The organism is Pseudacidovorax sp. NFM-22 (genome assembly GCF_021401245.1).
In the GTDB taxonomy this organism is placed as follows: domain Bacteria; phylum Pseudomonadota; class Gammaproteobacteria; order Burkholderiales; family Burkholderiaceae_C; genus Xenophilus.
In genome coordinates, this window is record NZ_JACBFY010000003.1 from 448,369 (window position 1) to 470,466 (window position 22,098).

Sequence of the window (22,098 nt, forward strand, 5' to 3'; positions counted from 1 at the left end):
CGATTTGCCCGCAAGGAGACGACCCATGCCCGTCAAGCAGCCGGCCCCCGGCGACCTGGAACCCATCGAGACCGCCAGCCGCGACGAGATCGCCGCGCTGCAGTTGCAGCGCCTGCGCGCCACGCTGGAGAACGCCTACGAGAACGTGCCGCACTACCGCCGCGCCTTCAACGAGCGGGGCGTGCATCCGTCGGACCTGCGGCAGTTGTCGGACCTGGCGAAGTTCCCCTTCACCGTCAAGAGCGACCTGCGCGACAACTATCCCTTCGGCATGCTGGCCGTGCCGCGCGAGCGGCTGGCGCGCATCCATGCCTCGTCGGGCACCACGGGCAAGCCCACGGTGGTGGGCTACACCGCCGGCGACATCGACCGCTGGGCCGACCTGGTGGCGCGCTCCATCCGCGCCGCGGGCGGCCGGGCGGGCGACCTGATCCATGTGGCCTACGGCTACGGCCTGTTCACCGGCGGCCTGGGGGCGCACTACGGGGCCGAGCGGCTGGGCTGCACCGCCATTCCCATGTCCGGCGGGCAGACCGAGAAGCAGGTGCAGATGATCCGCGACCTGCAGCCCTCGATCATCATGGTCACGCCCAGCTACATGCAGGTGATCGTCGAGGAGTTCGCGCGCCAGGGCCTGGACGCGCGCGACTGCTCGCTCAAGGTCGGCATCTTCGGCGCCGAGCCCTGGACCGAGGCCATGCGCCGCGAGATCGAGGGCCGTGCCGGCATCGACGCGGTGGACATCTACGGCCTGTCCGAGGTCATGGGCCCGGGCGTGGCCAGCGAGTGCATCGAGTCGAAGGACGGCCCGGTGATCTGGGAGGACCATTTCTATCCCGAGATCATCGACCCCGAGACCGGCGAGGTGCTGCCCGACGGCGAGGAGGGCGAGCTGGTCTTCACCACGCTCACCAAGGAGGCCCTGCCCATCGTGCGCTATCGCACGCGCGACCTCACGCGCCTGCTGCCGCCCACCTCGCGCGCCTTCCGGCGCATGGGCAAGATCGTCGGCCGCAGCGACGACATGCTGATCATCCGTGGCGTCAACGTCTTTCCCACGCAGGTGGAGGAGATCGTGCTGCAGCATCCGCAGCTCTCCGGCCAGTACCAGCTGGTGGTGCGCCGGGATGGCCACCTGGACACGGTAGAGGTGCGCTGCGAGCTGCAGCCCGAGGCCGCGGCCGCCGCGAGTGCGGCGGAGGTGGCCGGCTGGGTGCAGCACCGCATCAAGACGCTGATCGGCATCAGCACCACCGTCGCCGTGCTGCCGCCCGACGGCATCGAGCGCACGCTCACCGGCAAGGCGCGCCGCGTCTTCGACGAACGCGCCAAGGCGCGCTGACCCGCCGTCGCCCCGCCCCCACGTCACCCACAGGAAGGACCGCCCCATGTACACCCAGGCCATGGACACCGCCGGCAAGGACGCCGACGCCCGCAAGCCCGTGCGCTCGGCCCAGGAGGCCCTGCTGGAGGCCCGCTTCGATGCCCGCATCGACGACGGCGCCTTCATCGAGGCCAAGGACTGGATGCCCGAGCACTACCGCAGGACGCTGGTGCGCCAGATCAGCCAGCATGCGCATTCGGAGATCGTCGGCATGCTGCCCGAGGGCAACTGGATCACCCGCGCACCCACGCTCAAGCGCAAGGCCATCCTGCTGGCCAAGGTGCAGGACGAGGGCGGCCACGGCCTGTACCTGTACGCGGCGGCCGAGACGCTGGGCACCTCGCGCGACCAGATGCTGGAGGCCCTGCACAGCGGCAAGGCCAAGTACAGCTCGATCTTCAACTACCCCACGCTCACCTGGGCCGACGTCGGCGCCATCGGCTGGCTGGTGGACGGCGCGGCCATCATGAACCAGGTGCCCATCTGCCGCTGCTCCTATGCGCCCTACGCGCGCGCCATGGTGCGCATCTGCCGGGAGGAAAGCTTCCACCAGCGCCAGGGCTTCGAAAGCCTGCTGACCATGATGCAGCAGGGCACCGAGGCGCAGAAGGCCATGGTGCAGGACGCCGTCGATCGCTGGTGGTGGCCCTCGGTCATGATGTTCGGCCCGCCCGACGACCAGAGCCCCAACACGGCGCAGTCCATGCGCTGGGGCATCAAGCGCGTGTCCAACGACGAGCTGCGGCAGAAGTTCGTCGACGCCGCCGTCGAGCAGGCCCGCGTGCTGGGCGTGACCCTGCCCGACCCCGCGCTGAAGTGGAACGAGGAGCGGCAGCACCATGACTTCGGTGCCATCGACTGGGACGAGTTCTGGCGTGTCATCGCCGGCGACGGCCCCTGCAACCGCGAGCGCCTGGCCGCCCGCGTGAAGGCCTGGGAAGAGGGCGCCTGGGTGCGCGAGGCCGCGCTGGCCCACGCGCGCAAGCACGAAGAACGATTCAAGGAGGCCGCATGAGCGAGCACACCCCCGCCGCGACGGGCGACCGCCTCGCGGGCGAAGCCCAGGGCAGGCCCGTGGACAAGGCGGCCGACGGGCAACCGCGCCGCGCCGAATGGCCGCTGTGGGAGGTTTTCGTGCGCACCAGGGCCGGCCTGGACCACAAGCACTGCGGCAGCCTGCATGCCGCCGATGCGCGCATGGCCATCCAGCTGGCGCGCGACGTGTACACGCGCCGGCAGGAGGGCACCAGCGTGTGGGTGGTCCGGGCCGACCAGATCGTGGCCAGCGACCCGGGCGACAAGGACATGTACTTCGACCCGATGGAGGACAAGGTCTACCGCCATCCCACCTTCTACACGCTGCCCGGCGCGGTGGACCACATGTGAGCACCGACGGGAGACCCCGCATGCAAGCCTCGATCGAGATCGCCCACGATGCCCCGCTGCAGTACCTGCTGCGCATCGGCGACACCGCCCTCGTCCTCGGCCAGCGGCTGGGCGAATGGGCCGGCCACGCGCCGGTGCTGGAAGAAGACATCGCCCTGGCCAACATGGCGCTGGACCTGATCGGCCAGGCCCGCGCGGTGCTGAGCCACGCCGGTGCCGTCGAGGGCCGCGGCCATGACGAAGACCAGCTCGCCTTCCTGCGCGAGGAGCGCGACTACCGCAACGTGACGCTGGTGGAACTGCCCAACGGCCCGGGCCGGCCCGGCGACTTCGCGCTCACCGTGTTGCGCAACACCATGGCCGCCACCTTCTTCCACCTGCTGTGGATGCGGCTGCAGGACTCCACCGACACCGAGCTGGCGGCCATCGCCGGCAAGGCCGTGAAGGAGGCCCGCTACCACCAGCAGCATGCCGCCGACTGGGTGGTGCGGCTGGGCGACGGCACGGCGGAATCGCGCCGGCGCATCGTGGCCGCGCTGGAGCGGCTGTGGCCCTATGCCGCCGAGCTGTTCGCCGACGACGCGGTGGACGAGGCGGCCGCCGCCAGCGGGCTGGGTCCGCGCTGGAGTGCGCTGCGCGCCGACTGGGAGGCCGCGATGGCCGAGGTGCTGGCCGAGGCCTCGCTGCCCATGCCCGCGCGCACGGCCTTCCTCAGCACGGGCAAGCGCGGCGTGCACAGCGAGCACATGGGCTACATCCTGGCCGAGATGCAGCAGCTGCAGCGCGCCTATCCCGGAGGCGTGTGGTGAGCGCGATGGCGGCCGTGCCCGCGCCGGCATCTGCGTCGCAACAGGCCGCGCGCATCGCGCGGGCCTGGGCGGTGCTGGCCGAGGTGCCGGACCCCGAGGTGCCGGCGCTGTCGGTGTGCGACCTGGGCCTGGTGCGTGAGCTGCAGGCCGACGCCACCGGCCTGACCGTGGTGCTGACGCCGACCTATTCCGGCTGCCCTGCCACCGAGGTGATCGCGCAGAGCGTGCGCGACGCGATCGAGGGCGCCGGCCTGGGCCCGGTTCAGACCGTGCTGCGCCGCGCGCCGGCCTGGACCACGGACTGGATCAGCGAGGACGGCCGCCGCAAGCTGCGCGAGTACGGCATCGCGCCCCCGGGCCCGGTGGCGGCGGGGCAGGGCGTGCCGGTGCGCCTGGTGGGCCGCCGTGGCGCCGGACCCGTGGTGGCCTGCCCGCGCTGTGGCAGCACCGAGACCGAGCGGCTGTCCGCCTTTGGCGCCACCGCCTGCAAGGCGCTCTACCGCTGCATCGCCTGCCGCGAACCCTTCGAGCATTTCAAGCCCCTATGACGCCCCTGTTCCATTCCCTGCGTGTGCGGGCCGTGGAGCCCGACACCGCCGAGGCGGTGATCGTCAGCTTCGACGTGCCGCCCGAGTTGCGCCAGACCTTCGGCTTCACCCAGGGCCAGTACCTCACGCTGCGCAGGCAGATCGACGGGCAGGATCTGCGCCGCTCGTATTCGATCTGCGCCGGCGTGGACGACGGCGTGCTGCGCGTGGGCGTGCGCAAGGTGCGCGGCGGCGTGTTCTCCAACTGGATCAACGCGCAGTTGCGGCCCGGCGACGAGATCGCCGTCATGGCGCCGCAGGGCCGCTTCTTCGTGCCGCTGGCGCCCGACGAGCGCCGGCACCACCTGGGCATCGCCGGCGGCAGCGGCATCACGCCCGTCCTGTCGATCATGAAGACCGTGCTGGCGCGCGAGCCCGGCAGCCGCTTCACACTCATCTACGGCAACCGGCAGTTGCGTTCCACCATGTTCAAGGAAGAGCTGGAGGACCTCAAGAACCGCCACCTGAGCCGGCTGGTGCTGCACCACGTGTTCTCGGACGAGCACACCGACGCGCCCATCAACAGCGGCGTGCTCGACCGCGAGAAGGTGGGCGACTTCCTGCGCACGCTGGTGCCGGCCTGGTCCATCGACCATGCCTACATCTGCGGGCCCTACCAGATGAACGACGAGGCCGAGGCGGCATTGCGCGCGGCCGGCGTGCCAGAGTCGGCGATCCATGTGGAGCGCTTCGGCATCGCCCAGCCGGCCGCGGCCCCGTCGGCGGCCGGTGCGGTGATGCACGAGGCGCAGCCCGGCGATGCGGAGCAGGCGAGGGTGGTCATCGTGCGCGACGGGCTCTCGCGCGAGATCGAGTTCCGCCGCGACCAGCCCAGCATCCTCGACTGCGCCGCGGCGGCGGGCGTGGAGGTGCCGTATTCGTGCACCTCGGGCGTGTGCGGCACCTGCCGCGCCAAGGTGCTCGAAGGCGCGGTGCGCATGGGGCGCAATTTCGCCCTCGACAAGGCGGAGGTGCAGGCCGGCTTCGTGCTCACCTGCCAGGCCCATCCCACCACGGACCGGGTGGTACTCTCGTTCGACGAACGTTGACGGGGAACGGCAGGGATGGCACGAGGACGCGCAGCAGGCTATGACGAACAACGCGAGACCATCCTGGCGCAGGCCGGGCTGCTGTTCGCGCGGCGGGGCTATCCCGCCACCTCGATGAACCAGGTGGCCGAGGCCTGCGGCCTGTCCAAGCCCACGCTCTACCACTACTACAAGGACAAGTACACGCTGCTGGTGAGCATCGCCGAGGCCCATGTGAGCCGGCTCGATGCCATCGTCTCGGAGGTGTGGGCCGGCGAGATGCCGCCCGAGGCCCGCATGCGCGAGCTGATCCTGCGGCTGGTGCGCGAGTACGCCACCGCGCAGAGCGCCCACCGCGTGCTCACCGAGGACGTGCGCTTCCTGGAGCCCGAAGACCGCCAGCGCGTGCTCGACCGGGAGCGCGCCGTGGTGCGCGGCTTCGCCCGGGCCGTGGCGGCCCTGCGGCCCGACCTGCAGGACACGCTGATGGGCATGCCGCTGACCATGCTGCTGTTCGGGATGATCAACTGGATGTTCACCTGGATGAAGCCCGACGGCCCGCTGGACTACGAGGACATGGCGCCCGTGGTGGCCGACCTGTTCCTGGGCGGGCTGCCGGCGGTGCGCCTGCCCGCCGCAGCGCGTCGGCCGGCGGACCTTTCCACATCCACGTCCGATGCCGGCACCCATCCGGCGCCGACCGGCTGACCGGCGGCACCTTTCGCACGCCGCGGGGCCACGCAGTGCGGCGTTTTCTGCCAGACCGAGAAAGTACAGAAGGAGACAAGCCATGAAGTTCAAGATCCAGGCGCTCGCCGCCGCCGCGCTGGCCTGCGCGGCCAGCCTGTCGTGGGCCGACCTGACGGTGGGCGTCACGCTCTCGACCACGGGCCCCGCGGCCTCGCTGGGCATTCCGCAGAAGAACACCATCGCCCTCATGCCCAAGACGATCGGCGGGCAGAAGGTCAACTACGTGGTGCTCGACGATGCCAGCGACACCACCACGGCGGTCAACAACACCCGCAAGCTGATCGCCGACAACAAGGCCGACGTGATCGTCGGCTCCAGCGTCACGCCCAACTCGCTGGCGATGATCGACGTGGCCGCCGAGGCGCGCGTGCCGATGATCAGCCTGGCGGCGTCGGCCCGGATCATCTCGCCCATGGACGACAAGAAGAAGTGGGTCTTCAAGACCCCGCAGAACGACGACATGATGGCGCAGGCCATCGTCGAGCACATGGCGGCCCGGGGCGTGAAGTCGGTCGGCTTCATCGGCTTCTCGGACGCCTATGGCGAGGGCTGGTACGAGGTCTTCTCCAAGGCCGCCGCGGCCAAGGGCATCAAGCTGGCGGCCAACGAGCGCTATGCGCGCACCGACACCTCGGTGACGGGCCAGGCGCTCAAGCTCATGTCCGCCAATCCGGAGGCCGTGCTGATCGCCGGCTCGGGCACGCCGGCCGCGCTGCCGCAGAAGACGCTGGCCGAGCGCGGCTACAAGGGCAAGGTCTACCAGACGCATGGCGTGGCCAATGCCGACTTCCTGCGCGTGGGCGGCAAGGACGTGGAAGGCACCATCCTGCCCGCCGGTCCCATGCTGGTGGCCGAGCAGCTGCCCGACAGCAACCCGGTCAAGAAGTCGGCCATGGCCTATGTGGCCGCCTACGAGGCGGCCCACGGCAAGGGCAGCACCGCGGCCTTCGGCGGCCATGCCTGGGATGCCGGCCTGATGCTGCAGGCCGCCGTGCCCGAGGCGCTCAGGAAGGCGCAGCCGGGCACGCCCGAGTTCCGTGCCGCGCTGCGCGACGCGCTGGAGCAGATCAAGGAAGTGGCCGGCGCGCATGGCGTCTTCAGCATGACCCCCACCGACCACCTCGGCCTCGACAACCGCGCCCGGGTGATGGTGACCATCCAGAACGGCACCTGGAAGTACCTGCCCTGAACGGCATGGATCTCCAGATCGCCCTGCTGCTGGGCCAGGACGGGATCGTCAACGGCGCCATCTATGCGCTGATGGCGCTCGCGCTGGTGCTGGTGTTCTCGGTCACGCGCGTGATCTTCATTCCGCAGGGCGAGCTGGTGGCCTTCGGCGCGCTGTCGATGGCGGCGCTCGGCACCGGCAAGGTGCCGGGCACCCTGTGGCTGCTGCTGGTGCTGGCCGTGGCGGTGCTGCTGCTGGAGCTCTGGCGCGCCCGGCGCGGGGCGGTCGTGGAATGGAAGGCGACGCTGGCCTGGACGGTGGTGCTGCCGCTGCTGGCCTGCGCCGTGGTGCTGCTGTGGCGGCCGGCCTCGCTGTGGGGGCAGTCGCTGGCGACGCTGCTGGTGGTGGCGCCCCTGGGCCCGCTGCTCTACCGCCTGGCCTACCGTCCGCTGGCGCGGGCGAGCGTGCTGATTCTGCTGATCGTGTCGGTGGCGCTGCATGGCGTGCTGGTGGGGCTGGGGCTGCTGTTCTTCGGCGCCGAGGGCTCGCGCACGCCGGCCTTCTCGGAGGCGCGCTTCGACTGGGGTGGCGTGACGGTGGCCGGGCAGTCGCTCGTGGTGGTCGGGGTGGCCGTGCTGCTGGTGGTGCTGATGTTCGTGTTCTTCGAACGCTCCATCGTGGGCAAGGCGCTGCGCGCCGTGGCCATGAACCGCGTGGGCGCGCGGCTCATGGGCATTCCGGCCGATCTGTCGGGCGACCTGAGCTTTGCGCTGGCGGCGCTGATCGGCGCGGTGGGCGGCCTGCTGGTGGCGCCGCTGACCACCGTCTATTACGACACCGGCTTCCTGATCGGCCTCAAGGGCTTCGTGGCCGCCATCGTCGGCGGGCTCGCGAGCTATCCGGTGGCGCTGGCGGGGGCGCTGATCGTGGGCCAGCTGGAGGCCTTCTCCTCCTTCTGGGCCAGCGCCTTCAAGGAGGTGCTGGTGTTCACGCTGATCATTCCGGTGCTGTGGTGGCGTTCGCTGCGCAGCCGCCATGTGGAGGACGAGGAATGACCCGCCGGCACCTCACGCTGCTGTTCGTGGTGGCGCTGGCCGTGGCCTGGCCGCTGCTGCCCGAGTTCACCGCCACGGTGTTCAGCTACATCGGGCTCTATGCCCTGGTGGCGGCCGGGCTGGTCATGCTCACCGGCGTGGGCGGCATGACCTCCTTCGGGCAGGCCGCCTTCGTGGCCATCGGCGCCTATGCCACGGCCTGGGTCTGCACGTCACCCACGGCGGCCGCCGCGCTCTCGGCGCTGCCGCCGCCGCTGTGGCCCTGGGTGGGGCTGGCGCTCGGGCTGGCGCTCACCTTCGTGCTGGCCTGGGCGCTGGGCGGCATCACCGTCAAGCTCTCGGGCCACTACCTGCCGCTGTGCACCATCGCCTGGGGGCTGGGGCTGTACTACCTGTTCGGCAACCTGCAGGCGCTGGGCGGGCAGACGGGCATCACCGGCCTGCCGGCGCTCGGCATCTTCGGCGTCTCGCTGGCCTCGCCGCGCGTGCTGGGGCCGGTGATCTGGACGGTGCTGCTGCTGGCCCTGTGGGCGCTGCACAACCTGCTCGACTCGCGGGAGGGGCGCGCCATCCGCGCGCTCAAGTCGGGCCGGCTGATGGCGGAATCGATGGGCGTGGACACGGCGCGGCAGCGTGCCCGGGTCTTCGTGCTGGCGGCGCTGGTGGCGGCGCTCTCGGGCTGGCTCTATGCGCACATGCAGCGCTTCGTCAATCCGACGCCCTTCGGCCTGAACGTGGGCATCGAATACCTGTTCATGGCCGTGGTCGGCGGTGCCGGCCACCTGTGGGGCGCCGTGCTGGGCGCCATGCTCATTACGCTGCTCAAGGAGCAACTGCAGGACTGGCTGCCCCGGCTGCTGGGCGCCAGCGGCAACTTCGAGCAGATCGTGTTCGGCCTGCTGATGGTGCTGGTGCTGCAGCGCTTCGCCGAGGGCCTGTGGCCCACGCTGGCGCGGTGGGGCGGACGCTGGCTCCGGCCCGAACGCGGAGGGCGCGCCGCGGCGCCGGCTTGCGCATTGCCGGCGCGGGCCATGCAGCCGGCGGGCGCGCTGCTGCTGGAGGCGCGTGCCGTCACCAAGCGCTTCGGCGGCCTGGTGGCCAACAGCGCCGTCGACCTGACGCTGCGGGCCGGCGAGGTGCATGCGCTGATCGGCCCCAATGGCGCGGGCAAGAGCACCTTCTTCAACATGGTGTCGGGCGTGGACGACCCGAGCGAGGGCGAGGTGCGCCTGCTGGACGCACCCATGCAGGGCCGGCCCTCGCGCGAGTTCGCGGCCCGGGGGCTGGGCCGCACCTTCCAGCATGTGCGCCTGCTCGGCGAGCGCAGCGTGCTCGAGAACGTGGCGCTGGGTGCCCACCTGCGCGGCCGGCGGGGCTGGTGGGCCGCGATGCTGAGGCTGGACCGCGCCGAGGAGGCGGCCCTGCTGGCCGAGGCGCGCCGGCAGATCGAGCGCTGCGGCCTGGGCGACTTCGCCGACCGGCCGGCGGCCTCGCTGGCGCTGGGCCAGCAGCGGGTGGTCGAGATCGCACGCGCCCTGGCCGGCAACCCGGTGGCGCTGCTGCTGGACGAGCCCGCCGCCGGCCTGCGCCACCTGGAGAAGCAGGCCCTGGCCGGCCTGCTGGCGCAGCTGCGCGGCGAAGGCCTGGGCATCCTGGTGGTGGAACATGACATGGAGTTCGTGATGAACCTGGCCGACCGCGTGACGGTGCTGGAGTTCGGCACCGTGATCGCCGAGGGAACGCCGGACGCGGTGCAGCGCAATCCGCGCGTGCTGGATGCCTACCTGGGCGGCGCGGAACCGGCCGCGCCACCGACCTCGGCCACCGCGGCCGCCGCGGTGCTGGAGCCGGCCGCATGAGCGCCCGTCCGGCTGCCGCCGGCGACGCCGCCGCGGTCGAGGCGCGGCCCGGTGCCGCCCGGCCCGTGCTGGCGCTGGAGGACTTCCACGTCGCCTATGGTGCCGTCGAGGCCGTGCACGGCGTGGCCCTGCACATCGACGAGGGCGAGATCGTCACCGTCATCGGCCCCAACGGGGCGGGCAAGACCACGCTGCTGGCGGCGGCCATGGGGCTGCTGCCCTCGCGCGGCCGGCTGCGGCTGGCCGGCGAGGTGATCGCCCGGCCCAGCGTCGAGGCCATGGTGGCGCGCGGCGTGGCGCTGGTGCCCGAGCGGCGCGAGCTCTTCGGTGAGATGTCGGTCGAGGACAACCTGCTGCTCGGCGGCTTCTACCGCTGGCGCACCGGCAGGCGCGACCAGCGCGCCCGCATGGCCGAGGTGTTCGCCATCTTTCCGCGGCTGCAGGAGCGGCGCACCCAATGGGCCAGCACGCTCTCGGGCGGCGAGCGGCAGATGCTCGCCATCGGCCGCGCCTTGATGGCGCGCCCCCGGCTGCTGATGCTGGACGAGCCCTCCCTGGGCCTGGCGCCGCTGATCGTGCGCGAGGTGCTGCAGGTGGTGGGGGCGTTGCGGACGCAGGGCGTGTCGGTGCTGCTGGTGGAACAGAACGCGCGCGCCGCCCTGCAGGTGGCCCACCGCGGTTACGTGCTGGAGACCGGCCGCGTCGCACTGCAAGGCCCGGCCGACGCGCTGCTGCACGACCGCCGAATCATCGACACCTACCTGGGCCTGGGGCAGCGCGGCGCGTGAACGGGCCGGCCCTGGGGCTCGTGCCCGTGGTCGCCGACGACGCGCCGGCAGGGGGCTACTTCCAGGGCGTCGGAGCCGGCACGTCGCAGACGGGCTCGACGTCCACGCTCCTGAAGTCGGCCGGCGAGACGATCTCCAGGTACTCCATGTCGGGCGAGTAGTCGAACAGGTAGTGGCGGATGCCCGGGCGCTGGTGCACCACGTCGCCGGCCTCCACCAGCGTCTCCTTGTCTTCGTACATGAAGCGGGCCCAGCCCTTGACCATGATGACGATCTGGAAGTCCGCCTCGTGCCGGTGCCAGCCGGTGCCCGTCTCGGGCGCCATGTTGGCCTTGACCAGGTGCGCGATCACCTTGCCATGGGTGGCCTCGGCGATGCCGAGGTCCCGGTAGAGGAAAAAGTCCCGCAGCCCGCCCGACTGGTAGTCGGTGTCGCCGGGCTTGACGTGCGAGAACTCCGTGGTGGTCCGATCCAACATGGGGCGCGCTCCTTCCTGGGTGGGTGCTGCGCTGCAACATGCATAAAGCGTTCCCGCAGCAGGACGCCCCGGTATCGACACGCACCGATAATCGCGCGCCTATGAGCGGCAACACCTTCGGCACCCTGTTCGCGGTGACCAACTTCGGCGAATCCCACGGCCCCGCGATCGGCTGCGTCATCGACGGCTGCCCGCCCGGCATGGCCCTTTCGGAGGCGGACATCCAGCCCGACCTGGACCGCCGGCGCCCCGGCACCAGCCGGCACGTCACGCAGCGCAACGAGCCCGATGCGGTGCAGATCCTCTCCGGCGTGTACGAAGGCAAGACCACCGGCACGCCCATCGCGCTGCTGATCCAGAACACCGACCAGCGCAGCAAGGACTACGGCGAGATCGCCCGCCAGTTCCGCCCGGGCCATGCCGACTTCAGCTACTTCAAAAAGTACGGCATCCGTGACCCACGCGGCGGCGGCCGTTCGTCGGCCCGCCTCACGGCGCCGATGGTGGCGGCCGGCGCCGTGGCCAAGAAGTGGCTGCGCGAGCAGTACGGCACCGAGTTCCGCGGCTGCATGACCCAGATCGGCGAGCAGGTGATCGGCTTCGAGAGCTGGGACCACGTGCCCAACAACCCCTTCTTCGCGCCCGTGGCCGACGTGTCGGCCCTGGAGGCCTACATGGACGCGCTGCGCAAGGCGCAGGACTCCTGCGGCGCCCGCCTGCGCGTGGTCGCCACCGGCATGCCGGCCGGCCTGGGCCAGCCGCTGTTCGACAAGCTCGATGCCGACATCGCCTACGCCATGATGGGCATCAACGCCGTCAAGGGCGTGGAGATCGGCGCCGGCTTCGCCAGCGTGACGCAGCGCGGCAGCATGCACGGCGACGCCATGCGGCCCGACGGCTTCGACAGCAACAACGCGGGCGGCGTGCTGGGCGGCATCAGCACCGGGCAGGACCTGGAGGTGGCCATCGCCATCAAGCCGACCAGCTCGATCACCACGCCCCGTACTTCCGTGGACGTGGACGGCCGGCCGGTCGAGGTGGTGACCAAGGGCCGCCACGATCCGTGCGTGGGCATCCGCGCCACGCCCATTGCCGAGGCCATGCTGGCGCTGGTGGTGATGGAGCACGCCTTGCGCCAGCGCGCCCAGTGCGGCGAGCCGGGCGCGGCCTTCCCTGTGGTGCGCGGCGACAAGGCCCAGGCCGACCGACCGGAGGGCCTGCAGGCCTCCTTCCTGTAGTGGCCGACCCGGCCACTACGCCCTCTGCCGCCGCCAGCCGGCGTCCGCTGCTCGCCTTCGCGGGGCTGTCGGCCAGCTATTTCGCCCACATCGGTTTCTTCAACCCCTACCTGCCCCTGTGGCTGCAGAGCCTGGGGCTGCCGATCTTCACCATCAGCCTGCTGACCTCGGTGCAGTCCTTCACCCGGGTGTTCGCGCCCTATGCCTGGGGCACGCTGTCGGACCGCACGGGCGAGCGCGTGAAGCTGCTGCGCATCAGCGCGGCGGTGGCGCTGGCAGGCTCCCTGGGCTTGTGGTGGAACGGCGGGCACTGGTGGATCGCGCTGGTGCTGCTGGTCATGTTCACCCACACCAGCTCGATGATGTCGCTCACCGAGGCGGCGCTGGCGCACCTGGTGGCGGGCGACTGGGGGCGCTACGGCCGCATCCGGCTGTGCGGCTCGGCGGGTTTCCTGGTGACCGTGTTCCTGGCCGGGGCCTGGTTCGACCGCTTCGGCATGGGGCACTTCCCGGGTTGGGCGCTGGTGACGCTGGGGCTGGTGCTCTTCGCCACGCTCAGGCTGCCCGATCACCGCGAGCCCGTGGCTGCCCGCGGCGGGGTGCACGAGCCGGTCGGGCCGGTGCTGCAGCGGCCGGTGGTGCGCTGGTTCTTCGCCTCGCTGTTCTTCCATGTCACGGCGCACTTCGCCATCTACGGCTTCTTCTCGCTCTACCTCGATTCGATCGGCTATGACAAGGCGGCCATCGGCGCACTCTGGGCGCTGTCGGTGGCGGCCGAGGTGGCCTGGTTCGGGCTGCAGGGCCGGATGGTGCGACGGCTGCGCATGCCGCAGTGGCTGCTGTTGTGCGGCGTGGCCGCCGTGCTGCGCATGGGCCTGACCGCCGGGCTGGGCCAGTGGGTCTGGGCGCTGGTGCTGGGGCAGATGCTGCATGCCCTGAGCTTCGCGGCGCACCACACCACCTGTATCGCGATGGTGACGGAGCACTTCCCGGGCCGTCTGCGCGGACGCGGCCAGGCGCTGTTCACCGTGATCGGCTATGGCCTGGGCGGTGTGCTGGGCATGCTGGCCGGCGGGGCGGTGGCGCAGCAGATGGGTTATGTGGTCATGTTCTGGGCCGCGACGGCGCTGGCCGTGATCGGCACCTTGTGTGCCTGGCGTGCGGTCGCGATGGAGCGCCGGGCATGAGCGGCGCGCTGCCCGTCCAGCCGCGCCGGGGCATCGCCTTCGCCATGCTGCTGCCGCTGCTGCTGGCCGCGCAACCGGTGGCCACCGACAGCTACCTGCCCGCGCTGCCCGAGATCGCGCGCGACCTGGGCTCGGCCAGCAGCAGCCTGACGGTCTTCATCCTGGCCTTCGGCGTGGCGCAGCTGCTGTGCGGCCCGCTGGCCGACCGCTTCGGCCGGCGGCCGGTGCTGCTGGCGGGCCTGGGCGCCTACGCCGTCGCGGCCCTGGGCTGCGCGCTGGCGGGCAGCGTGCTGCTGCTGGCGGCCGGCCGGGCGGTGCAGGGCTTCGCCATGGCCGCCATCCTGGTGTGCTCGCGGGCGGCGGTGCGCGACCTGTACCCCGCCCACCAGGGGCCGCAGGTGATGGCCCGCGGGCTGACGGGCCTCGGCGTGGTGGCGCTGATGTCGCCGCTGCTGGGCGCCTGGGGCGTGCAGGCCCTGGGCTGGCGCTGGGTGCTGGTGGGCATGGCGATCTATGCGCTGGTGCTGCTCGGGCTGTGCTGGCATTCCTTCGCCGAGACGCACCGGCCGATGCTGGCCGGCGCCCTGGATGCACCCGACGCTTCCGCGCCCCGCGGCAGCGCGCGCGAGGTGTGGCGCAACCGGCCTTTCCGCGCGTGGGCTTCGCTGGCGGCCTGCACCTATGGCGGGCTGTTCTGCTTCCTGCTGCTGTCGCCCATGGTCTACATCGGCTACCTCGGCATGTCACCGGTCATGTACGGCTGGGTGCCGGCGGGCGGCTCCGTCGTCTACATCAGCAGCACGCTGCTGTGCCGGCGGCTGCTGGCCCGGGTCGGGCCGGTGCGCACGGTGCAGATCGGCTCGGTGCTCAGCCTGACGGGCGCCAGCATCCAGGCGCTGGGCTGCCTGCTGCTGCCGCATTCGCCCCTGCCGCTGCTGGCCGGGCATGCGGTCTATGTGATGGGCCATGGCATCCATCAGCCCTGCGGCCAGGCCGGCGCGGTGGGCGACCTGCCGCACCTGGCGGGACGGGCCGTCTCGTGGTCGGGCTTCCTGATGATGCTGGTGGCCTTCTGCGCCGGGCAGACGGCGGCGCTCTTCGTGGATGCGCGCTACTCGGCCGGCGCCTGGCCGATGGTGCTGCCGCTGCTGCTGGCGGGGGTGGCGCTGGTGGGCATCGCTTACGGCTGGCTGCCGCGACTCCAACGCGCCCGGCGGGGCTGAGCCCTGTGCCGGACCGCCTCTGCGGGTGCCAGGACCCAAAAGCCTCGACGATGCAGGTGTCGCCGGCCGAACGCAGAATGCGCGGATGAACACCCTGCGTATCGATTTCGTCTCCGATGTGTCCTGCCCCTGGTGTGCCGTCGGCCTAGCCTCGCTCCAGACCGCCATGGAACGCGTGGCGCCCGACGTCCAGGTCGACCTGCACTTCCAGCCCTTCGAGCTCAACCCGGACATGGTGCCCGAGGGCGAGGACTCTATCGAACACCTGAAGCGCAAGTACGGCATCGACGAGTCACAGGTGCGCGCCAACGGCGAGGTGCTGCGCCAGCGCGGCGAGGCGGTGGGCTTTCCCTTCAACCTCGACATGCGCAAGCGGGTGTGGAACACCTTCGATGCCCATCGCCTGCTGCACTGGGCCGAGCTGGAAGGCTCGGACAAGCAGCTGGCCTTGAAGAAGGCGCTGTTCAAGGCCTATTTCCTCGATGGCCTGAGCCCGGCCGATCATGAGCTGCTGGTGCGGCTGGCGGCCGAGGCGGGCCTCGACGCCGAGCGTGCCCGGGCCATCCTGGCCAGCGACGAATTCACCGACGAGGTGCGCGCGACCGAACGCATGTTCACCCAGGCGGGCATCCATTCGGTGCCGGCCATCATCCTCAACCGGCAGCACCTGATCTCCGGCGGTCAGCCGCCCGAGGTGTTCGAGCGGGCGCTCAGGCAGATTGCGGGCGCGCAGCCTTCTTCCGTGATGGAGGCTTGACCCGCGCCTCCCACCGGGCCACGCCGACGGCCACCCCATAGAGGACGCCGAAGACCACGCCCAGCATCAGCGCATCGCCCCACCAGGGCCGGACGTGGAAGTCGCCACCCCAGACGACCAGCACCACGAAGACCGCGACCAAGTGGGCGCAGAACACGGAGAGCGATGCACTGCCCAGTGTCTCCAGCACGCGCGGCCGGGGCAGGTGCTTCAGCCAAGTGGGCCCGAAGCGCAGCACCACGATGCCGATGGCCACGAGGTTCAGCAGGCGCAGCGGCGCCAGGCGCCACTTGTCGAACCACTCGTTGAGCGCATCGTGGCTGCCGAAGGGCGCCTGGCCGGTGGGTCCCAGGTGGCGCCACAGCATCACCACGATGACCGTGACCACGGCCGCGCGCACGACGCCGGCCGGGAACTCCAGCCTCGGCGGCACCGCATCGTGCCGGCTGCAGCCCAGCCACAGGCCCGCGAACCACAGGAACTGCCAGGCCAGCGAATCGAAGGAGCCCGTCTCGTCGATGGGCACTGGAATGCCGAGCAGTGCCTGCGCTGCGCGGTACAGAAGGTTGGTGAAGCCGAACTGCGCCAGCAGCCAAAGGCCGGCGCTCACCATCAGCGGCCGCTTCCAGCCATGGCGCATGCCGTAGGCCATGACCCAGGGGCTGGCGAGCATGAACAGGATGTACATGGGCAGGATGTCGAGCAGGGCGGGCTCGTGCACCAGCGCCAGCGCCCAGACGAAGGCCTGGTGCGGATAGGCGATGAAGTAGCGCACCCTTTCGTGCACCGCCGGCTGGTCGGCCCGCAGGCCCAGCCCGGCGATCACGAAGAAGAGGAACAGCAGCAGCGCCGCCTGGCACAGATAGACCGTCACCGCGCGCCGCCAGAACGCCTGCCGCATGGCCGCCACGCCCTTCTGGTGGCCGATGCCGCCATACACCAGGCCGCAGACGAAGGCCGACAGCAGCACGAAGCCCTCGGCCGCCGAGACGAAGCCGAAGGGCTGGCCGAGCGGGTCGGTGAGCCGCGACGGCAGGTGCGTGACGGTCATCAGCACGAGCATCAGCCCGCGCAGCGCGTCGATTTCCCAGAGGCGGCGCATGGGTGGATCCGGTTGAAAGGCGGCGAGCATCGCAAGGCCCGGGTCGGGCCACGGTGCGCCAGGGCCCCCGGCCGGTGTAGGACATGGGGCGCGCGCCACCGCTCGCCGCGCCGGGCCCGCCTGTGTGTGAGGAGTGCCGGCCAGTCAGGTTCGCCTGTTCCCAGATCTTTACATTTGTTGCGGTGGCCGCGCGTCAACGCCAGCGGCATCGCGCGGGTTGATCCGGCATCGTGCAGGCCACCTCGTCAGGAGATCCCATGCAGCGCTTTCCCCGTCTTCGTGCCTGTGGCGCGGCGCTGTGTGCGGCCGTGCTGCTGTGGGGCTGCGCGTCGCCCGGCCGCTCCTTTTCGGTGCCGTCGGCGCCGGTCGCCCAGCTGGCCTGGATCGATCGCCTGAGCTGGGGCGTCAGCAGCGACACCGTGGCCCAGGTCGACCGCGTGGGGCTGGCCCGCTGGATCGATGACCAGCTGCGCCCGGATATCGCGGGCGCGCCGCTGCCGCCCGCGGCCCAGCAGAAGATCGACGCCATGAGCATCAGCGCCGAGCCGGGCGGTGCCCTGGCGCTGAGGCTGGATGCCCAGCGCCGCGCCGCCGACGCGCTGCCGGAGGAGGGCGAGCGCCTCGCTGCGCGCCAGGCGTGGCAGCAGGCCCTGGGCCAGGCGGGCCGCGAGACGCAGCAGCGCTTCCTGCTGCGCGCCCTCTACAGCCCCGACCAGCTGCGCGAGGTGATGAGCTGGTTCTGGGCCAACCACTTCTATGTCAGCGTGCAGAAGACGCGGGCGCTGCTCGCCGACTACGAGGACCGCGCCATCCGGCCGCATGCGCTGGGCCGGTTCCGCGACCTGCTCGGCGCGGTCGAGCTGCACCCGGCCATGCTGGTGTACCTGGACAACCCGCAGAACGCCGCCGGCCGCATCAACGAGAACCTGGCGCGCGAGATGATGGAGCTGCACACGCTGGGCGTGGAGGGCGGCTACACCCAGGGCGATGTGCAGGAGATGGCGCGCGTGCTCACCGGCCTGGGCACCAACCTGCAGCCGCTGGATGCGCCGCCGCCCCGCCTGCCGCCCGCGCTGGCCGGGCAGTGGGTGCGCCGCGGCGTCTTCGAGTTCAACCCGGCCCGCCACGACCGCAACCCCAAGACGCTGCTGGGCGCGCCCCTGCATGCCAGCGGCCTGGCGGAGGTCGACGAGGCTCTGGACCGGCTGGCCCGCGCGCCGGCCACGGCCCGGCACATCTCGCGCAAGCTGGCCACCTACTTCGTCGCGGACGATCCGCCGCCCGCCCTGGTCGAGCGCATGACCCGCACCTTCGAGCGCACCGATGGCGACATCGCCGCCGTCGTGCGCACCATGCTGGGCTCGCCCGAATTCACGGCCTCGCTGGGCCGCAAGTTCCGCGATCCGCTGCAGTACGCCATCGGCAGCGTGCGGCTGGCCTACGGTGATCGGGTGGCCAGCGACATCGGGCCGCTGATGGGTTGGGTCAACCGCCTGGGCGAGGCGCCCCATGCGCACGACACGCCCGACGGCTATCCCCTGCGGCAGCAGGAGTGGGCCAGCGCCGGCCAGATGAATGCGCGCTTCGACGTCGCCCGTTCGCTGGGCAGCAACGGCGCGGTGCTGTTCCGCGCCGAGCCACGCGCGCCGCTGGAGAAGCCGCCCTATCCCGCGATGGCCCAGGCCGAGGCCGTGCGCCGCATCGAACCCACGCTGGGCGCCGCGACCCGGCAGGCGCTGGCGAAGGCGGCGTCCGCGCAGGACTGGAACACCTACCTGCTCGCGTCGCCGGAACGGATGTACCGATGAACCACAGCCCCGCACTGCACGCCGTGCCGCGTCGGGCCGCCGCCGGGGCCCCCTGCGGGGCGGGATCGTCGCGGCGTACGCCCGCCTGAAGAAGGAGTCCTTCGATGCCCATCTCCGCACCCCCGTCGCCGTCCCGCCGCCGCCTGTTGCAGGCGGGGGCCGCGCTCTCCCTGGCGGCACCCGTCGGCCGCCTGCTCGCCGCACCCGCCGCCGAAGGCACGCGCCTGCTGGTGGTGTTCCTGCGCGGGGCCTACGACTGCTGCAACTTCCTGGTGCCCACGGGCAGCGACTTCTACTACCAGAGCCGGCCGTCCATCGCCGTGCCCCGCCCGGGGCAGGCGGGCGGGGCCTTGGCGCTCGACGCCGACTGGGGCTTGCATCCGGCGCTGGCGGGCAGCGTGCTGCCGCTGTTCCAGCGCGGGCAGGCCGCCTTCATCCCCTTTGCCGGCACCGACGACCTGACGCGCAGCCATTTCGAGACGCAGGACGGCATCGAGCTGGGCCAGGCGCTGACGGGGCGGCGCGACTACGGCTCGGGCTTCCTCAACCGGCTGGCGCAGGTGCTGGGCGGCGGGCCGCCGCAGGAGGTCACGCCCATCGCCTTCACCGACCAGTTGCCGCTCTCGCTGCGCGGCACGGTGCGCGTGGGCAACATCGGCATGGGCAACCCGGGCGGGCAGGGCCTGGGTGCACGGCAGGTCGAGGACATCGCCGGCATGTATGCGAAAAGCCCGCTGCAGAGTGCGGTCTCCGAGGGCTTCGCGCTGCAGGGAGAGTGGCGCCGCAGCATCCAGGCCGAGATGGACCAGGCCAGCCGCAATGCCATCAGCGCCAAGGGTTTCGAACTGGTCGCGCGCCGCATGGCGCGTCTGATGCGCGAGCGCTTCGACCTGGGCTTCGTGGACGTGGGCGGCTGGGACACGCACGTCAACCAGGGCGGCAGCACGGGCTACCTGGCCAACCGGCTGGAGGAACTAGGCCGGGGCGTGAACGGCTTTGCCGAGGAGCTTGGCGAGGACGCCTGGCGCGAGACGGTGGTGGTGGTCATCAGCGAATTCGGCCGGACCTTCCGTGAGAACGGCAACAAGGGCACGGACCATGGCCACGGCACGGTCTACTGGGTGCTGGGCGGCGGGCTGGCGGCTTCGGCGGGCGGGCACGTCGTCGGCACGCAGCAGGCGCTGACGGCGCAGACGCTGTTCCAGAACCGCGATTGGCCGGTGCTCAACGAATACCGCGCGGTGCTCGGCGGGCTGTTCCAGCGCATGTACGGGCTGTCGCCCCAGCAGGTGGCGCGCGTCTTTCCGGGCGTGGCGGCGCGCGACTTGAAGCTGGTCTGAGGCACCTTGCGCACAATCGGCGGTTCCGCATCCCCAGGACACCGACGCATGCGCCTCGACCTCGCCGCCCTGCTGGGCACCGCGCTTCCCATCATCCAGGCCCCCATGGCGGGCGTGCAGGGCAGTGCCCTGGCCATCGCGGTGTCGCAGGCCGGCGGGCTGGGCTCGCTGCCCTGCGCCATGCTGGCGCCCGATGCCATCGCGCGCGAGGTGGCCGCCATCCGCGCCGCCACCGACCGGCCCTTCAACCTCAACTTCTTCTGCCACGCGCCGCCGGAGCCGGATGCCGCGCACGAGGCGCGCTGGCGCGAGCGGCTGGCCCCGTACTACGCGGAGTACGGCATCGACCCGGCCGGCATCGGTGCGGGTGCCGGCCGCCAGCCCTTCAGTGCCGCACTGTGCGACCTGGTGGAGCCGCTGCGTCCGCCGGTGATGAGCTTCCATTTCGGCCTGCCGTCGCCGGAGTTGCTGGCCCGCGCCAAGGGCTGGGGCGCCCGCGTGCTGGCCAGCGCCACGACCGTGGAGGAAGGCCTGTGGCTGCAGGCCCAGGGCGCCGATGCCGTGATCGCGCAGGGGCTGGAGGCCGGCGGCCACCGCGGCCACTTCCTGTCGGACGACCTGAGCCGGCAGAGCGGCCTGTTCGCGCTGCTGCCGCAGCTGGTGGCCGCGCTGGAGGTGCCGGTGATCGCCGCCGGCGGCATCGCCGATGCGGCCGGCGTGTCGGCGGCCATGGCGCTGGGTGCCGCCGGTGTTCAGGTGGGCACGGCCTACCTGCTGTGCCCGGAGGCCACGACCAGTGCCTTGCACCGGGCGGCGCTGCAGTCCGAGTCGGCGCGGCACACGGCGCTCACGCGGCTGTTCACCGGCCGGCCGGCCCGCGGCATCGTCAACCGGGTCATGCGCGAACTGGGCCCGATGAGTCCGGATGCGCCTGCCTTCCCGCTGGCCACGGCGGCCATCGCACCTCTGCGCGCAAAGGCCGAAGCGGCAGGCCGGGGCGACTTCACGCCCCTGTGGTCCGGGCAGAACGCCGCGGGCTGCCGTCCGGTGTCGGCCGGCGAGCTCACGCACACCCTCGCCGAAGGCCTGGGCGTCCGCTGATCGCGGGAACCTCGTGCTCCGGCGCGATTCGGACCGCCAGCGCGCCATCAGCGACCTGCCCTGTCACAACGGCTTACCGCGCCGTGGCCGGCCCGGGCAGGGCGCCGCCCACAATGGGCCTGTCGCCGAAGTCCAGGAGAGACCCGCATGTCCGAGCCCGATTTCCGTCCCCGTGCCGACCGTCCTGTCGGCCTGATCATCGCCCTCGTGATCGCGCTGGCCGCCGCCGGCTGGTTCGGCTGGCAGTGGTGGCAGCAACGGCAGATGCCTCCGCCGCCCGCGGCGCCCGTGGCCAGTGCGCCCACCCCGCCCGATGCGCCGCCACCGCTGGCCGCCACGCCGCCTGCGCCCACGACGCCGCAGAACCAGGTGGCGGCCATCGCCGAGCCCGACAAGAACCTGCCGCCGCTGGGCGAGTCCGATGCCCGCATGCGGTCGGCGCTGGTCGACTTGCTGGGCAGCAAGGCCGTGGGCCAGTTCCTGCAGATGGACGACTTCGTCCGCCGTGGCGTCGCCACCATCGACAACCTCCCGCGCGAACATGCGCCGGTGCAGCGCTGGCCGGTGCGACCCACCGACGGCCGCTTCCAGCTCCAGGGGCAGGGCGAGCTGCGCACCGTCGCCCCCGACAACGCCGCGCGCTACACGCCCTTCGTGCTGCTGGCCGAAAGCCTGGACGCGGCCCGGGTGGCGGGTGTGTATGCGCGGCTCTATCCGCTCTTCCAGCAGGCGTACGAGGAACTGGGCTATCCCGGCCGCTACTTCAACGACAGGTTGGTCGCGGTGATCGACCATCTGCTGGCCGCGCCCGAGCCCGCTGGGCCGTTGCAGATCCGCGTGGTGGAGGTCAAGGGCGACACGCCCGGCGACCGGCCCTGGGTGCGCTACGAATACGCCGACGAGCGCCTGCAATCGCTGTCGGCGGGCCAGAAGCTCATGGTGCGGGTGGGGCTGGTCAACGAGCGGCGGCTGAAGGCCAAGCTGCGCGAACTGCGGACGCAGGTGGCGACGGCGGTGCCGGCGTCGGCCGGCGCGAAGAGGCCCTGAGGA

General features: G+C 71.7%; 21 protein-coding genes. 19 read left to right on the forward strand and 2 right to left on the reverse strand.

The features are described 5' to 3' along the window. The first annotated feature begins 25 nt into the window (after positions 1 to 25). From paaK to L0984_RS13170, 11 genes are all read left to right on the forward strand, one after another. Positions 26 to 1,342, forward strand: a complete 1,317-nt coding sequence (gene paaK / locus L0984_RS13120; protein ID WP_234194025.1) for a phenylacetate--CoA ligase PaaK — start codon at positions 26 to 28, stop codon at positions 1,340 to 1,342. A 46-nt stretch (positions 1,343 to 1,388) separates the two neighbouring features. Beyond that, positions 1,389 to 2,399 carry a 1,2-phenylacetyl-CoA epoxidase subunit PaaA gene (gene paaA, locus L0984_RS13125; RefSeq protein WP_234194027.1) on the forward strand — a complete coding sequence of 337 codons (1,011 nt, stop codon included), beginning with the start codon at positions 1,389 to 1,391 and terminating at the stop codon, positions 2,397 to 2,399. After that, the gene (gene paaB, locus L0984_RS13130; protein WP_370645961.1) at positions 2,396 to 2,770 is read left to right on the forward strand and encodes a 1,2-phenylacetyl-CoA epoxidase subunit PaaB; all 375 of its coding nucleotides are present in this window, start codon (positions 2,396 to 2,398) and stop codon (positions 2,768 to 2,770) included. Before paaA ends, paaB begins: the two co-directional genes overlap by 4 nt. A gap of 20 nt (positions 2,771 to 2,790) precedes the next feature. Next, complete coding sequence (paaC, locus tag L0984_RS13135; RefSeq protein ID WP_234194028.1) at positions 2,791 to 3,579, forward strand: 1,2-phenylacetyl-CoA epoxidase subunit PaaC; 789 nt, start codon at positions 2,791 to 2,793, stop codon at positions 3,577 to 3,579. A gap of 5 nt (positions 3,580 to 3,584) precedes the next feature. After that, complete coding sequence (gene paaD / locus L0984_RS13140; protein ID WP_234194398.1) at positions 3,585 to 4,127, forward strand: 1,2-phenylacetyl-CoA epoxidase subunit PaaD; 543 nt, start codon at positions 3,585 to 3,587, stop codon at positions 4,125 to 4,127. Next, positions 4,124 to 5,215: a 1,2-phenylacetyl-CoA epoxidase subunit PaaE gene (gene paaE / locus L0984_RS13145; protein WP_234194030.1), complete on the forward strand. Its 1,092-nt coding sequence runs from the start codon at positions 4,124 to 4,126 to the stop codon at positions 5,213 to 5,215. The genes paaD and paaE overlap by 4 nt, the downstream gene beginning before the upstream one ends. A 15-nt stretch (positions 5,216 to 5,230) precedes the next feature. Continuing rightward, positions 5,231 to 5,902 (forward strand): TetR/AcrR family transcriptional regulator, encoded by a 672-nt coding sequence (locus tag L0984_RS13150; protein WP_234194031.1) that lies wholly within the window; start codon positions 5,231 to 5,233, stop codon positions 5,900 to 5,902. Between the two features lie 82 nt (positions 5,903 to 5,984). After that, a complete protein-coding gene (locus tag L0984_RS13155) occupies positions 5,985 to 7,133 on the forward strand; it encodes an ABC transporter substrate-binding protein (RefSeq protein WP_234194032.1) in 1,149 nt (382 codons plus the stop codon). Between the two features lie 5 nt (positions 7,134 to 7,138). Continuing rightward, positions 7,139 to 8,167 carry a branched-chain amino acid ABC transporter permease gene (locus tag L0984_RS13160; RefSeq protein ID WP_234194034.1) on the forward strand — a complete coding sequence of 343 codons (1,029 nt, stop codon included), beginning with the start codon at positions 7,139 to 7,141 and terminating at the stop codon, positions 8,165 to 8,167. Beyond that, entirely contained in the window at positions 8,164 to 10,026 is a 1,863-nt protein-coding gene (locus L0984_RS13165; RefSeq protein ID WP_234194035.1) for a branched-chain amino acid ABC transporter ATP-binding protein/permease, read from the forward strand. The genes L0984_RS13160 and L0984_RS13165 overlap by 4 nt, the downstream gene beginning before the upstream one ends. After that, the gene (locus tag L0984_RS13170; RefSeq protein WP_234194036.1) at positions 10,023 to 10,814 is read left to right on the forward strand and encodes an ABC transporter ATP-binding protein; all 792 of its coding nucleotides are present in this window, start codon (positions 10,023 to 10,025) and stop codon (positions 10,812 to 10,814) included. The genes L0984_RS13165 and L0984_RS13170 overlap by 4 nt, the downstream gene beginning before the upstream one ends. A gap of 55 nt (positions 10,815 to 10,869) precedes the next feature. Here L0984_RS13170 and L0984_RS13175 read toward each other — a convergent pair whose 3' ends face one another. After that, positions 10,870 to 11,292, reverse strand: coding sequence for a cupin domain-containing protein (locus tag L0984_RS13175; RefSeq protein ID WP_234194038.1), 423 nt, complete (start codon positions 11,290 to 11,292; stop codon positions 10,870 to 10,872). A gap of 101 nt (positions 11,293 to 11,393) precedes the next feature. On the opposite strand from L0984_RS13175, the gene aroC reads away from it, so the two are divergent. The 4 genes from aroC to L0984_RS13195 all read left to right on the forward strand — a co-directional run bounded on the left by aroC (position 11,394) and on the right by L0984_RS13195 (position 15,697). Then, the gene (gene aroC / locus L0984_RS13180; RefSeq protein WP_234194039.1) at positions 11,394 to 12,530 is read left to right on the forward strand and encodes a chorismate synthase; all 1,137 of its coding nucleotides are present in this window, start codon (positions 11,394 to 11,396) and stop codon (positions 12,528 to 12,530) included. After that, the gene (locus L0984_RS13185; protein ID WP_234194041.1) at positions 12,530 to 13,717 is read left to right on the forward strand and encodes an MFS transporter; all 1,188 of its coding nucleotides are present in this window, start codon (positions 12,530 to 12,532) and stop codon (positions 13,715 to 13,717) included. The genes aroC and L0984_RS13185 overlap by 1 nt, the downstream gene beginning before the upstream one ends. Continuing rightward, positions 13,714 to 14,940, forward strand: a complete 1,227-nt coding sequence (locus tag L0984_RS13190; RefSeq protein WP_234194043.1) for an MFS transporter — start codon at positions 13,714 to 13,716, stop codon at positions 14,938 to 14,940. The genes L0984_RS13185 and L0984_RS13190 overlap by 4 nt, the downstream gene beginning before the upstream one ends. Positions 14,941 to 15,025: 85 nt before the next feature. Continuing rightward, the gene (locus tag L0984_RS13195; RefSeq protein WP_017757611.1) at positions 15,026 to 15,697 is read left to right on the forward strand and encodes a DsbA family oxidoreductase; all 672 of its coding nucleotides are present in this window, start codon (positions 15,026 to 15,028) and stop codon (positions 15,695 to 15,697) included. Here L0984_RS13195 and opgC read toward each other — a convergent pair. Further along, the gene (opgC, locus tag L0984_RS13200; protein WP_234194044.1) at positions 15,651 to 16,799 is read right to left on the reverse strand and encodes an OpgC domain-containing protein; all 1,149 of its coding nucleotides are present in this window, start codon (positions 16,797 to 16,799) and stop codon (positions 15,651 to 15,653) included. The genes L0984_RS13195 and opgC overlap by 47 nt on opposite strands. 257 nt (positions 16,800 to 17,056) lie before the next feature. Here opgC and L0984_RS13205 point away from each other — a divergent pair, with 257 nt between their 5' ends. The 4 genes from L0984_RS13205 (at position 17,057) to L0984_RS13220 (ending at position 22,095) form a co-directional block, all read left to right on the forward strand. Continuing rightward, a complete protein-coding gene (locus L0984_RS13205) occupies positions 17,057 to 18,607 on the forward strand; it encodes a DUF1800 domain-containing protein (RefSeq protein ID WP_234194046.1) in 1,551 nt (516 codons plus the stop codon). 104 nt (positions 18,608 to 18,711) lie between these two features. Then, complete coding sequence (locus L0984_RS13210; protein WP_234194049.1) at positions 18,712 to 19,947, forward strand: DUF1501 domain-containing protein; 1,236 nt, start codon at positions 18,712 to 18,714, stop codon at positions 19,945 to 19,947. A gap of 48 nt (positions 19,948 to 19,995) precedes the next feature. Then, positions 19,996 to 21,048: an NAD(P)H-dependent flavin oxidoreductase gene (locus L0984_RS13215; protein ID WP_234194050.1), complete on the forward strand. Its 1,053-nt coding sequence runs from the start codon at positions 19,996 to 19,998 to the stop codon at positions 21,046 to 21,048. A 147-nt stretch (positions 21,049 to 21,195) separates the two neighbouring features. Beyond that, a complete protein-coding gene (locus L0984_RS13220; RefSeq protein ID WP_234194051.1) occupies positions 21,196 to 22,095 on the forward strand; it encodes a DUF3014 domain-containing protein in 900 nt (299 codons plus the stop codon). Positions 22,096 to 22,098: the final 3 nt, after the last annotated feature.